Origin of the sequence: Alkalihalobacterium alkalinitrilicum, from assembly GCF_002019605.1 — a bacterium.
GTDB lineage: Bacteria > Bacillota > Bacilli > Bacillales > Bacillaceae_F > Alkalihalobacterium > Alkalihalobacterium alkalinitrilicum.
In genome coordinates, this window is record NZ_KV917368.1 from 2,240,872 (window position 1) to 2,254,058 (window position 13,187).

Sequence of the window (13,187 nt, forward strand, 5' to 3'; positions counted from 1 at the left end):
ACTGGTCGGCCTCCTCTCTTTAATATGGTTTCCACCGTAATTCTCTTGCCTTTAAAAACCGTTGGTTTACATCTGGCCAGTTTACAACATTCCACCAATTATTAATATAGTCTTCACGTTCATTTTTATATTGAAGATAATACGCATGTTCCCAAACATCAAGAGTTAATAATGGAATAACGTCCCATTGACTTAAATTTTGGTGTTTTTCCGCCTGCAAAATTTCTAAGCGATGTGAACGTGGTGCCCACACTAATATTGCCCAACCTACAGCTTCCACCTTTTTAGCTGCTTCTGAAAAATGTTTCTTAAACTGTTGAAAACCTCCAAAATTCTTTTTGATTTGGTTCGCCAGTTCACCAGTTGGCTCACCACCACCTTTTGGACTCATATTGTTCCAAAAAATCGTGTGTAAATAATGACCAGCACCATTAAACGCTGCTTCCCGTTCCCAATGTTTAATTAAATCAAAATCACCTGTTTTTCTAGCTTGCTCCATTTTTTTCTCGGCTTTATTTAAACCGTCCACATAGCTTTGATGATGTTCTTGATGATGTAACCTCATAATTTCTGCAGCAATATAAGGTTCAAGAGCATCATATGGATATGGGAGCGGCGGCAATTGATGTCCACCGATCGGAACTGGTTGTAGTGCAATACTATTCATATGAATTCCTTGGTCATTCCTATTCATTCTAAGAAAAAGATCTTCCCAATTTTGATATAAATCATACGCTTCTATTTGTAATTGATTTTGATTTGGCCTTTTTTCTAATAATCTTTTAAAATGCGATAATTTGTCTTCAAAGCCTTTTACACAGTTACTTTCAAGATTTTGTTTAACATTCTCTTCCACTTTAATCCAAGTCGATTCTATACTTTCTACCCATTCACTAAGTTGCTCATGATATGCTTCCATTAATTGCATTCCTCCTTCAATTCGACGTCATCGCTTTACTATATGCCTAGACAATCCTAATTGGTGAAAAATCACAATCTGGGCACTTGATACATATAGTTATGTTGACTACAAATCCAGGAGGAGTTTATGAATAATTTTCAACAAGTTGCATTATTTGAACATCGATTTTGGCTTCAAGTTTTAGGAGATCATGCTAGGTTTATTCGTGACGCACTTTCTCCTATTGAGAAAGATGAAGTCGAAATCACTAAACAGTATATTGATATTTTTGACCAATTATTAGAATCTGCAAGACAAGATATAAGTGGTGATCCATTACTTCAACTTACAGAATCTTCGTTTGATCAAGCGAAAGATATTCGAGAATTTAAGCTCCACTTAATTCGCAAACATTTAGTCGGTGACATTATAATCGGGCTTCCCCCTACTTTTTTAAATCATATGGTAAATGAAGTTGAAGAATATTTACGAATTCTTCCTTACTTAGTCAAAGGTGAAATTCCACCTATTTCGCACCCACTACATCACCACCTCGTTTGGCTCCTTGATGCAGCTGGTCATGCAGATGCCATTACTGGAGAACTAGATATGGTAGAGAAAAAACTAAGTAAAAAAAGCGAAGAATTTACGGAATCATTTGAGGATTTTTATATTAAAGCAGTAGAACTTGCTGGGTACCTACGAGCAAATGTCGATAAATTCCCCGCATTGCATCGTTTTAATAATCAAGTTGAATTAGAAATTGAACTGTTCAAAGTATTTCTTAGAGAACTCGAAGAATTAGAGATGAACAATAAATTATTAGGTACTTTCTCAGAATTAATGGCTGATCATATGGCAAGGGAAGAATGTTATTACTTAATGAAATTAGCAGAAGCTAGTGAGACAACGATGCCCACTTGTGATCCCACAGCACCAAGAAATGAATAAACAATAAACAAAAGCGAAGCCTAAAATGGCTTCGCTTTTGTTTATTTTGAATGAATCATTTTCGTTTGAAAATCAGTTTCATAATACTCTAATTCTTCACGAATTGATTGAAATGGACCTTCAATCGTCTTCATTAAGTCTTTTAATGAGTTTGGCACTGATTTTGAAAATTTAATAGCATTTTTACCTGTATATGCTGATCGACTATCTTCATACCAATTATCTATGCGCGGATTAAAGAACTCTTCGATGCAGTGATGATAAATCCAATATAACGTTTTTTCAGCCGCAGCTTTACGAAATGTTTTTCCATTTAATATAACTTCACTTGCTTCTTTACCTTCTTCACAAAAAACTAGAACACGACGCAAAGAAGAAAGAACCGCCTTAAAAAACTCTTCATCTGATTGCCCATCTTCACTTAACATGTCACTAAGTGTTGTTCCATTTAAATATTCACTTATATTTCCACAAATATCTTTTAATGTATCATGCGCTAAAGTTAATTGGCTTTCAACCAATGTATTGGCCATTGGCGACACCTCCACTTTTATGTTAATTATATTATACGACACTTCGGACAAGAACGCCTTTAAAAATTAAAGAAAACAATATCTTTATATGTACCATTTTATAACTGACTTTTTCCTTGTGTCATAAGGTCACTCATAATCGCTTTGATCTGTTCAGAATTTACATCTGTAAATACCGCTTCTAACTCTTTCAATTCATTAATATAAATCCGCTTTTTTTCCTTATTTCCAGGGTTTTGTAATAAACAAACTAATGCAACTATGTCCTTAAAATATATTTCTTTTTGATCAACGGTTATAATTGGACTTTCTTTAAATGAAGAGATTTCTGATGCCTGCTCATCAAAAAAACGAACATATAATACATTCAGCTCTTTTTCTTTTCCATTTTCATTATAAATTACAGTGGAACGATTGAAAAAATCTTCTGATGTGTTGGGCTTTTCCTTTTCCAGTTCAATTCCTTTAGCCTTTAGAATAATCACAACAATTCTCCTAACTGTAAACTTAGTTTTATTTATTATATCATGTGTTCGCCACAGAGTAGAAAAACATAATAGTACGAAATCGTCATGGTATATCTTTATGTCACGTTAATTTTTATTGGTATCTTCATTAAACATACTATCCATACCTTCTTCAAACTTCTTAAAGAAAAGATCAGCGTCTTCATCTAGCATACCTTCATCCACTTGATCAGGTAAAGGTGGTAAGTCTTTTAATGATTTTAATCCGAAATGATCTAGAAACTCTTTCGTCGTTCCATACAATATCGCCCGACCACTACCTTCAGCTCGTCCTACGTCTTTTATTAAAAGTTTAGCAGTTAAGGTTTGGATCGCTTTTTCTGTTTTAACACCACGTATTTCCTCTATCTCAACACGTGTGATCGGCTGCTTGTAGGCAATAATGGCTAAAGTTTCAAGTGCAGCTTGAGATATCCCCGTATGTCCTGGCGTTTCTACTAGTTGCTGAAAATAGATGGCGTGTTCAGGTTTTGTCGTTAATTGGTATGAACCAGCTATTTCCATTAATTGTAGTCCACGGTTCGTTTCTTTCAAGTCTGCTTTTAGGTCATTGATTGCATCTTGGATTGTCTCGGTTTCAACTTTCAAAATATCGGCTAATTGTTCTTCTGTTAGTCCGTCTTCTCCAGCTACAAATAATAATCCTTCAATAATACCTTTCATTTCACTTAAATTAATTGAATTAAACAATGTCAATGAAACGAGCCCTCCTTCTTGATGTAAATCATGATGTCTGAGAAGTTATTTTCTTGCTCGCAAATTATTGCATTTTTCTTTATTAGTTCTAAAATAGCTAAAAATGAAATCACAATATGTGATCGCTCACGTACAGGAAATAATGAATAGAAATTTCGTTTGCCTCCTGTTCGGATTAGATCCTCCATAATTTCACCCATTCTATTCTCAATTGAATATTCTTGACCTTTTACGGTTTTAGCAACAGGTGCTTGCATTTTTTTTCGTTTAAGCATCGATTGGTAAGCCTCTAACATATCATAAAGAGTAATTCCCTTTAATGTTACTTCTTTCCGATCTTCTTGCGGAAAAAACCTTTCGAGATTAACAGGTGGCTTCGTATGAATTAATGAACGTTCCACCTGGCGATCTTGTAACTCCATTGCTGCTTCTTTATACTTTCGATATTCAATTAAACGTATCATTAATTCTTCACGAGGATCTTCTTCATCCACTTCAATACTATCGTCCGTATCATTCCATACCTCTTGTTGTTTGGGAAGTAACATCTTACTCTTAATAGCCAATAATGTCGCAGCCATTACTAAATATTCGCTTGCAATATCTAAATGTAACTCTTGCATCGTTCGAATGTATTGCATGTATTGATCTGTAATTTTCGCCACTGGAATGTCATAAATATCTACTTCTGCTTGATTAATAAGATGAAGTAATAAATCTAAGGGGCCTTCAAATGCATCTAGTTTCACACTATATTGATTATTCATATCATCACCAATTTCTATTAAAAACCGTTGCTAGACAGGATTATATCATATTTTATTAGGAGCGCTCTGTTTATTTCCATAAAAAAAGCCAATTAGTTTCATATGAAAATAACTTATGATACACTTTGACTAAATTTCTCTATGGAGGCTCATTTCATGAAATATCCACAAGCTTATATTGATTATTTACTTTACTTTCATGTTGAACGTGATTTTTTCGAATGTCATGAAGTTTTAGAAGAATACTGGAAATCCGAAGCAGGTGCCAAAGAACAAGTTTGGGTTGGGTTCATTCAACTAGCTGTTGCTCTTTATCATTATCGTCGAAAAAATTACAAAGGTGCTGAACGAATGCTCATTAGTTCTCAACAACTTTTTACAAAAGAAACTTCAAAAATACATGATTTAGGTGTAGATAGCGACCAATTACTCAAAGACTTACCAAACATAAAAAAAGACATCGAAGAAAAAGCTCCTTATCAAGATTACAACATCCCAATTAACAACGAAGAGCTCCTTCGAGTCTGTAGAAACCACTGTACAAAAAAAGAGCTTCAATGGGGCGCTCCTAGTGACTTGAATAATCATTACCTGATCAACAAACATTCCCTTCGAAACCGTGCGGACGTTATTAATGAGCGAGCTAGACAACAGCAAATAAAAAAAAGATTCAAAGCCAATTAGTAAGTTATTAGTAAGTTATTCAGGCCTTTTACTAAGTAAGAGCTATAAGATAATTACTTTTCAAATTGTTACTTGCAACTTGTCCCCCACTTATCCTTCATTAATTCCTCGAAGTCTGGAAGTGGGGGTAATACTGCCAGTTGGTGCGGGATAAAGTCTATTCCAAACAAAAAATAAAGGGTGACTCAAAAGTGTTCGTTTCATCACTTTACCCGTTTTAAATGCCTTTTTCCCAGAAGCATTTAATTTCGTTCTTAGTGTGACAAACACTTTATTTTGGAGTCCACCCTTACACATCTAACAAGCATGCCGTATAAAACTCTTTTGTATCTTGATTAGGTCGAAGTGTACCATTAATTTTTTCTTGTACAGCTTGAAGCATTTTTTTTCCAATCCCTTCATCACGGAAAGAGGGATTTACACAAACATGACATAATTCAAAATCACCGTCTACGTCTTCATAGATTCCTATTACCCCGACAATATCTTCTTCTTTCCATAAGAATAATTGCCATCTGTTATCATGTTCATACTTTTCTATTGTTTCTTGTAACAATTTTATTTGTTTTTGATTCGGCATGTACGACAATAGCCCCATCGCAATCTTTTTATAAGTAGATTTATATTTTATTAACATATCAATCCCTCTTCAATCTTTCTAAAAACTGTCATGCGTAAGCTACCAAATTAAATTTTATCACATTCTCATCAAATATTGTGTGATGTTTAGAAAAAAAAACGAGAAACGTTACTTATATAATATGTCAGTTGAGTGAAAACGTTAATGAATAAATAATATACTTTTTCATTTAGCGCTTACGCCATGCCAATGAATACCATTGCAAATGGAAGTTGTAAAGGGTTTCCAACAATTCACTGTAGTCAACAAACTATTCATGCTCTAAATAAAAAAGAGAGCATAACGGTAGTAACTGTCATGCTCTCCTCTTACAATTAATTTCAAGTTGTTGCGGAAAAATCAACCGAGCTTACTGATTAAAAGAACGACTTAAGTTTGCCATCTCAATTGCTGAAGTCGCTGAATCCCATCCCTTATTGCCTGCTTTTGTTCCTGCTCGTTCAATAGCTTGTTCAATCGTATCCGTTGTTAGTACTCCAAAAATAACTGGAATTCCTGTATCAAGTGTAAGTCGAGATACTCCTTTTGCCGCCTCACTACAAACAAAATCAAAATGTGGTGTTGCACCGCGTATAACCGTTCCGAGTGTGATAACAGCATCATATTTATTTGTTTCAGCCATTTTTTTTGCTGCTAGCGGTATTTCAAATGCACCTGGTACCCATGCAATATCAACGTCTTCTTCAGCAACACCATGACGTTTAAGAGCGTCTTCTGCACCACTTAATAATTTACTCGTAATAAATTCGTTAAATCGACCAACTACGATTCCTACTTTTAATCCCGAACCAACTAAATTTCCTTCAAATACTTTTCCCATTAATACTTCCTCCTTATGTAGGGGTCTAACCCCTTCTTTCACTTAATATTTTTTTAGAAGTGTAACATATGACCAAGCTTTTCGTGCTTTGTCTTTAAATAATCTTCATTATTGATGTTATGTGGTAGTTGAAGTGGAACTCTGTCTACTACTTCTAACCCGTAACCTGCTAAACCTTTAATTTTTCTTGGATTATTAGTTAATAATTTCATTTGCGTAATCCCTAACTCACGAAGAATTTGGGCACCAATCCCGTATTCACGTAAATCAGGAGCAAAGCCTAACTTTTCGTTCGCTTCAACAGTATCATAACCTTCTTCCTGTAGCTTATAAGCTTTTAACTTATTAATAAGACCGATACCACGCCCTTCTTGACGCATATATAGAAGGACACCTTTTCCTTCTTGTTCAATTTGAGCAAGAGCGGCATGCAGTTGTGGTCCACAATCGCAACGTTGCGATCCAAATACATCACCTGTTAAACACTCGGAATGGACCCGTACGAGCGTTGGAACGTCAGATAGAATTTCTCCTTTTACTAATGCAATATTCTCCTTGCCGTCTAACACATTTGTATAGCCAATAGCTTTAAAATCTCCGAATTCTGTCGGTAAATTAATCTCCACTTCTCTTTCGACTAATTTATCTTTTCTATGACGATATTCAATTAAATCTTTAATTGTTATCATTTTCAGTTCATGCTCATCTGCAATTTTACGTAAATCAGGTACACGAGCCATTGTTCCATCATCATTTATAATTTCGCATATGACGCCTGCAGGCTTCGCTCCGGATAAACGAGCTAAATCCACTGCGGCTTCTGTGTGGCCCGCTCGCCGTAACACTCCACCATCTTTAGCTACCAGAGGAAAGATATGACCTGGTCGTTTAAAGTGGTGTTTTTTCGTATCTTCGTCAATTAATGCTTGAACCGTTACTGACCTCTCGTGGGCACTAATTCCTGTGGTTGTAGTATGGTGATCAATACTTACTGTGAAAGCCGTTCCATGTGGGTCTGTATTATGATCGACCATCGGGAATAGGTCCAATTGTTTTGCACGTTCTTCTGTAATCGGTGCACAAACTAAGCCTCTTCCGTACTTAATCATAAAATTAATCACTTCTGGTGTCGTTTTCTCTGCTAGTGAAATAAAATCCCCTTCATTTTCACGATCTTCATCGTCACACACGATGACAACTCGACCTTGCATTAACTCATAGATGGCTTCTTCAATCGGATCAAACATGATCTTCCCCCCTTTTTTATTTAAACCCATGTTCTTCTAGAAAACTTTCCGTTAACGAGTTTTTTATTCCTTGTTGTGGTATTCTTTCTGTAATAAATTGTTCAATGTATTTCCCGACAATATCACATTCGATATTTACAATATCCCCAGGTTGCTTGTGACCTATGACGGTTTCACTTAAAGTATGTGGAATAATTGAGACGGTAAAAGATGTTTCATCAACACCAAACACCGTTAAACTTGTCCCGTCTATTGCTACAGATCCTTTAAAAAGAATATACCTTCTGAGTTCAGGAGATATTTCTATTTGGTAATACACAGCATTGTCAACCGCTTCTCGTTTTTTGATTTTCCCGACACCGTCTACGTGACCAGATACAAAATGACCACCAAACCGTCCATTCGCTGCCATTGCACGCTCTAAATTTACTTTTGAACCTCGTTGTAACGTTTTTAAGCTTGAACTTCTCACCGTCTCAGGCATGAGATCTACTGTAAATTTATGATTATCAAACGAAGTTACTGTTAAACAGACTCCATTTACAGCAATGCTATCCCCTAAATGTACATCTTTTAAAATTTGATCGGCACCAATTGTCATAACAACTGCTTCGTTATTTTGCCTAATATTTTCAATTATACCTAACTCTTCAATAATCCCTGTAAACATGATGCTATCCCTCCTTTGGAACGGAAATAATTTTTATGTCAGGGCCCATTTGTTTGACTTGTTTAACTTCAAGCTCTAACACATCTGCCATCGTTTGAAACCCTTCACCACCAAATGAGCTTGGGGCAGTCTTTCCCCCAATGATTTTCGGTGCGATGTACGTAATGACTTGATTGACTGCTCGTTCTTGTAGAAAACTTGAATTGACCGTCGCTCCACCTTCTACAAATAATGAAGTAACGCCTCTTTCTCCTAAAATGGTTAGAAGTTTTTCAATTCTAATATTTTCTCCTAAAGATAGGACAGTCACGCCTAGTTTTTCTAATTTCTCTTTTTTCATCTTATTACCATAATCTGTTGTTATAATCCAGGTTTTAGAACAACGATCTGTCACAACGGTTGAATCTAAAGGGGTACGCAACTTGGAGTCAAGGATAACCCGAATAGGATTTTTTCCACCCGTCAGCATTCTTGTTGTCAAAGATGGATTGTCCGCTAATATTGTACCTACACCAACTAAAATCGCATCGTGTGTATGTCTCAGGTAATGAACATCTTCTCTAGCTTCACTGCTAGTAATCCATTTACTATCACCTGTAACTGTTGCAATTTTTCCGTCAAGACTCACAGCTGATTTTAACGTAACAAATGGTTTATTAGTCTTAATAAAGTGATAAAAGACTTCATTTAATTCGTCGGCTTCTTTTTTCATAAGGCCTACTTCTACTTCTATCCCAACATCTTTCAACTTTTCTATTCCTCTACCACTAACTTTCGGATTAGGGTCAGTTGTTGCAATAACAACTCGTGTTATTTTTGATTGGATAATTAAATCAGCACAAGGTGGCGTTTTTCCATGATGACTGCAAGGCTCTAACGTTACATAAATCGTGGCATCTTCAGCTTTATCACCTGCCATTCGAATAGCATGAACTTCTGCATGTGGCTCACCAGCTTTTAAGTGTGCGCCCATACCAATCACTTGACCGTCTTTTACAACAACGGCACCGACTAGTGGGTTTGGTGTTGTTTGTCCTTGTGCTGAACGTGCGATTTGAATTGCGAGTTCCATATACTGTCGGTCATTCATCTTACTAACCTCTTTCTCTCATGACGTTATTAGAAAAACACGCTTGATCGCAATCAAGTTGAAATCAATGGCTTTTCTTATACTATAACCCTCTAAAGAAGTTAACTAAAAAAGAATACAAAAAAAGGCAGCCCCTTAAGAAATCTCGTTCACCCTCTATACATTGACGTACAGATCGTGACTATTTCTTAGCTTTTGGGACAGCCTTTTATTAAGCATCGAAAGAAAAGACAACACTAAATAAACGTTCGTATTGTGTACGAAAGATAATGGAATTTCCACAATTAGATAGATTCCACCTCTATACACCTACGCGCTCTTTTCTTCCTTCTCTCATCCAGACTTTTACTGTCGGCCCTGGAGTTTCACCAGATCCACCGTTATAAATAATTCATAACGGGTCACGGACTAAGAAACATTACGTTTCATCACCGCCGGTAGGGAATTACACCCTGCCCCGAAGGAAACAATATGAAAACTATATTATTTTCTAAATTGTATATCTAATGAAAGACATTCGTCAACTATAAGATATATATCGTATTCAGTCTTGCAAATAACTGAGTTAAAAATCATGTTAAAGATTTATTGATGAGTTTGATGAAATCTCAATTTTGAAGCAACTCGTAATCGAAATCGAGTAGAGGGAAAATATGTTAACCTATTTTCGCCCCTCTCACAACACCGTACATACGGGTCTCGTATACGGCGTTTCAATTTATATTACAGTGTGTACTTTTAAGTAACGTTCTAAAGCAGAGGGTACTCCCCTTTGGTTTAGTCTTTTGTTTGAGATTGCTTTTTGAACAACTTTCGATAATCCGATATACCGATAACCTTTCCGGCAGAACGTTAATCCTTTCGCTTCTTCTTCAGGTATCCCTAATTGAGTTAGCGACTTGATTTGTTTTTTCGCTACCTTCCATTGTTTCCAGATGATTACCCTTAATCTTGAGCGTAATTTCTTATCTATTCGACTCATTGCTGTTTTCATATTTGCGATTCTAAAGTAATTCACCCATCCGAATATGACTTGTTTCAGTTTCAGTATTCGGTAGTCTAACGGAACACTCCAATTTCGCTTTGTCAATTGTCGAAGCTTCCTTTGAAATTTCTGTACTGAAATTGGATGAGGCCGCACTTGATATCTCTTGTTATTAGGATCATAATAATACCCAAATCCCAAGAATTTTAACTCTTTTGGGCGAGAAACTTTACTCTTTTCGGCATTTACTATCAATCCTAATTTCTCTTCTATAAATCTCACGATTGATTTCATCACTCTGTCAGCGGCTTTTTCACAAAGATGAGTGCGTCATCAGCGTATCTTATGAATCGTAATCCTCTACTTTCTAATTCCTTATCGAGTTCATTCAACATAATATTACTCAATAATGGACTGAGGTTACCTCCTTGCGGAGTCCCGGTTGGTGTTTCTTCATATTTCCCATTCACCATGACCCCACTAACAAGATATTTTCTTATTAGAGAGATAACGTCTCCATCATCTATTGTGTTGGCAATAATTCGCATGAGTTTATCGTGGTGGACTGTATCGAAGAATCTTTCAAGGTCAATGTCCACTATCCAATCGTGTCCATCATTCAGATATTCCAAGCTTTTTATAATTGCCATCTCACAACTTCTTTTTGGTCTAAAGCCGTAACTGAATTCACTGAACTGCTTTTCGAATATCGGACTAAGTACTTGGTGAATTGCTTGTTGAACTACCCTATCCGCTACTGTTGGTATTCCCAATTTGCGCATCTTTCCATTTTCTTTTGGGATCTCCACTCTTAAGGCAGCTTGTGGTTGGTATTTTCTTGTTCTGATGCGCTGGCGCAGTTCATCCTTGTTCTCTTTCAGATATTGTTTTAGTTCGTCGACTGTTACTCCGTCGACCCCACTTGCACCCTTATTTCTATAAACACGCAGGTAAGCTTCGTTCATGTTTTGATTACTTAAAATCTGCTCTAAAAGCTTCACACTCGTTTCTCCTCTCCTCTCACGTAGTAAGTGATAGCTCCATTTTGGCTATCCTTTGAGATACGCTCATTCTTTCACCATTAACACATTCGGAGTTCGTCACTTACGCATTCGTGGCGTTGAAACACTATAAATTGTTCAGCCCTTCATGAGATTACTCATTACTATGGCTTCTGCTGACTTCTTGCGGTTAACCTTTTTCGAATGTACATATGTACATGATCTCCCAGGGTAAGACAACTATCTTTCCTCTTTTACTCGCCTGATTTACTCTATAAAGTTACGCACATCTTTTGGACTTTGACTTGTCATGGAGCCTCATCCCTTTATAAAGCCTTGGTATCAGATTTCTGTTCGTCGAGCCAAGATTTTATTCCACGCTTCCTCTAGCCCTTACCTCACGATAAGTACCTTGCGCTTCCTTAGTGGTTGGTCGATGTGTACCCCCACAGTGGACTTTCACCACCTAGATAGTTGCCATGCCTGGCACACATATAAAAAGGGGTTGACACCAAGTGTCAACCCCTTCTCTTCTATTACTCTTCCCAAATTTTCACTTCTGACATTACGTCACCTTGATGGATGCGTAAAACAGTGTCCATTCCCTCTATAACTTGACCGAATACCGTATGAACACCGTCTAAATGAGGTTGTGGTTCATGTACAATAAAAAACTGACTGCTTCCAGTATCTTTCCCTGCATGAGCCATTGATAATGAACCAGCTACATGCTTATGAGGGTTTCCTTCAGTTTCACATTTGATTGTATTCCCACTTCCACCAGTCCCATTTCCAATTGGGCAACCTCCTTGTGCTACAAATCCAGGAATAACACGATGGAAAGTCAATCCATTGTAAAACCCTTTATTCGCTAACTCTTCAAAATTAGCTACAGTGTTTGGGGCTTCTTCTGAGAACAATTCAAATACGATTTCTTCACCGTTTTCAAATTTAATACTTCCTTTTTTCATTATGTATTTCCTCCTAAATGTTTTATTTCACATCCGTTTTATTTTACTATAAAACGAAGTTAATGTGAAATTTTCCTATACTGGAGGTATTTGTTTAAGCCACACGTTGCTTCTGTAAGTATTTAGAGCCCTGAATGACCTTATACAAACGTGGCGAAATAATCGCTGCAACAGTTGATACTGCTAAATCTAAAGGTAGATAAAGGACCATCCAAGACCAGGCGACGAAATAACTAAACCCTTCAGGTGCCTCTGCCCAAATGAGTAATGCTGCGTACATCCAATGGGTACCTATTACATAATTAAGAAATAGACCAACAAATGAAGCGATAAAAAATGTAGATAGTTTAGGTTTCGCGTGAGTTTCAACCAGTTTACCAGCAACGTAAGCGACAAAAATAAAGGAAACAACAAAGCCAAAAGTCGGCCCAATAAGAGTTGCAAAGCCCCCTTTAAATTGAGCAAATACTGGTGCCCCTATTAACCCTACTAATAAATATGCCATCATTGATATTGATCCTAACCGACTTCCCAATAATGTACCCGCTAGAATAGCAAACAAAAGCTGTAATGTAATTGGCACACCACCAATGCTTAAATAAGGTGCAACATTTGCCCCAATTGCCATTAAAGCAACAAATAATCCCGCTATTGAAATATCAATTGCTTTTAATTTCATAGTTCATCTTCTCCTTCCATTTAAT

At 36.6% G+C, this 13,187-nt stretch carries 16 protein-coding genes and 1 riboswitch; of the genes, 2 read left to right on the forward strand and 14 right to left on the reverse strand.

The window, feature by feature from the left end:
* Positions 1–19: 19 nt before the first annotated feature.
* On the reverse strand, positions 20–928 hold the full coding sequence (locus BK574_RS10435) for a superoxide dismutase (RefSeq protein ID WP_142247942.1): 909 nt from the start codon (positions 926–928) through the stop codon (positions 20–22).
* A gap of 120 nt (positions 929–1,048) precedes the next feature.
* On the opposite strand from BK574_RS10435, the gene BK574_RS10440 reads away from it, so the two are divergent.
* The gene (locus tag BK574_RS10440; RefSeq protein ID WP_078428562.1) at positions 1,049–1,852 is read left to right on the forward strand and encodes a DUF2935 domain-containing protein; all 804 of its coding nucleotides are present in this window, start codon (positions 1,049–1,051) and stop codon (positions 1,850–1,852) included.
* Between the two features lie 41 nt (positions 1,853–1,893).
* Here BK574_RS10440 and BK574_RS10445 read toward each other — a convergent pair whose 3' ends face one another.
* The 4 genes from BK574_RS10445 to BK574_RS10460 all read right to left on the reverse strand — a co-directional run bounded on the left by BK574_RS10445 (position 1,894) and on the right by BK574_RS10460 (position 4,375).
* The gene (locus tag BK574_RS10445) at positions 1,894–2,385 is read right to left on the reverse strand and encodes a DUF3907 family protein (RefSeq protein WP_075384853.1); all 492 of its coding nucleotides are present in this window, start codon (positions 2,383–2,385) and stop codon (positions 1,894–1,896) included.
* A gap of 98 nt (positions 2,386–2,483) precedes the next feature.
* A complete protein-coding gene (locus BK574_RS10450; protein ID WP_078428563.1) occupies positions 2,484–2,870 on the reverse strand; it encodes a hypothetical protein in 387 nt (128 codons plus the stop codon).
* 108 nt (positions 2,871–2,978) lie between these two features.
* The gene (gene scpB / locus BK574_RS10455) at positions 2,979–3,590 is read right to left on the reverse strand and encodes an SMC-Scp complex subunit ScpB (RefSeq protein ID WP_078430834.1); all 612 of its coding nucleotides are present in this window, start codon (positions 3,588–3,590) and stop codon (positions 2,979–2,981) included.
* A 14-nt stretch (positions 3,591–3,604) separates the two neighbouring features.
* Positions 3,605–4,375 (reverse strand): segregation/condensation protein A, encoded by a 771-nt coding sequence (locus BK574_RS10460; protein ID WP_078428564.1) that lies wholly within the window; start codon positions 4,373–4,375, stop codon positions 3,605–3,607.
* 156 nt (positions 4,376–4,531) lie between these two features.
* Between BK574_RS10460 and BK574_RS10465 the strand changes: the two genes are divergently transcribed.
* Complete coding sequence (locus tag BK574_RS10465; RefSeq protein ID WP_078428565.1) at positions 4,532–5,059, forward strand: DUF309 domain-containing protein; 528 nt, start codon at positions 4,532–4,534, stop codon at positions 5,057–5,059.
* A gap of 289 nt (positions 5,060–5,348) precedes the next feature.
* On the opposite strand, the gene BK574_RS10475 is transcribed toward BK574_RS10465, so the two are convergent.
* The 9 genes from BK574_RS10475 to BK574_RS10510 all read right to left on the reverse strand — a co-directional run bounded on the left by BK574_RS10475 (position 5,349) and on the right by BK574_RS10510 (position 13,162).
* The gene (locus BK574_RS10475; protein ID WP_078428567.1) at positions 5,349–5,696 is read right to left on the reverse strand and encodes a GNAT family N-acetyltransferase; all 348 of its coding nucleotides are present in this window, start codon (positions 5,694–5,696) and stop codon (positions 5,349–5,351) included.
* Between the two features lie 352 nt (positions 5,697–6,048).
* Positions 6,049–6,519: a 6,7-dimethyl-8-ribityllumazine synthase gene (gene ribH / locus BK574_RS10480; RefSeq protein ID WP_075384858.1), complete on the reverse strand. Its 471-nt coding sequence runs from the start codon at positions 6,517–6,519 to the stop codon at positions 6,049–6,051.
* A gap of 53 nt (positions 6,520–6,572) precedes the next feature.
* A complete protein-coding gene (locus BK574_RS10485) occupies positions 6,573–7,766 on the reverse strand; it encodes a bifunctional 3,4-dihydroxy-2-butanone-4-phosphate synthase/GTP cyclohydrolase II (protein WP_075384859.1) in 1,194 nt (397 codons plus the stop codon).
* A gap of 16 nt (positions 7,767–7,782) precedes the next feature.
* Complete coding sequence (ribE, locus tag BK574_RS10490) at positions 7,783–8,436, reverse strand: riboflavin synthase (protein ID WP_078428568.1); 654 nt, start codon at positions 8,434–8,436, stop codon at positions 7,783–7,785.
* A gap of 4 nt (positions 8,437–8,440) precedes the next feature.
* Positions 8,441–9,526 (reverse strand): bifunctional diaminohydroxyphosphoribosylaminopyrimidine deaminase/5-amino-6-(5-phosphoribosylamino)uracil reductase RibD, encoded by a 1,086-nt coding sequence (ribD, locus tag BK574_RS10495; RefSeq protein WP_078428569.1) that lies wholly within the window; start codon positions 9,524–9,526, stop codon positions 8,441–8,443.
* 321 nt (positions 9,527–9,847) lie between these two features.
* Positions 9,848–9,995, reverse strand: a riboswitch (FMN riboswitch).
* A gap of 249 nt (positions 9,996–10,244) precedes the next feature.
* Positions 10,245–10,793, reverse strand: coding sequence for a group II intron maturase-specific domain-containing protein (locus BK574_RS29045; RefSeq protein ID WP_338020590.1), 549 nt, complete (start codon positions 10,791–10,793; stop codon positions 10,245–10,247).
* An 11-nt stretch (positions 10,794–10,804) separates the two neighbouring features.
* Positions 10,805–11,512 carry a group II intron reverse transcriptase/maturase gene (gene ltrA, locus BK574_RS29050; RefSeq protein ID WP_338020591.1) on the reverse strand — a complete coding sequence of 236 codons (708 nt, stop codon included), beginning with the start codon at positions 11,510–11,512 and terminating at the stop codon, positions 10,805–10,807.
* A gap of 536 nt (positions 11,513–12,048) precedes the next feature.
* On the reverse strand, positions 12,049–12,483 hold the full coding sequence (locus BK574_RS10505; protein WP_078428570.1) for a peptidylprolyl isomerase: 435 nt from the start codon (positions 12,481–12,483) through the stop codon (positions 12,049–12,051).
* Between the two features lie 94 nt (positions 12,484–12,577).
* The gene (locus tag BK574_RS10510) at positions 12,578–13,162 is read right to left on the reverse strand and encodes a biotin transporter BioY (RefSeq protein WP_078428571.1); all 585 of its coding nucleotides are present in this window, start codon (positions 13,160–13,162) and stop codon (positions 12,578–12,580) included.
* Positions 13,163–13,187 lie beyond the last annotated feature (25 nt).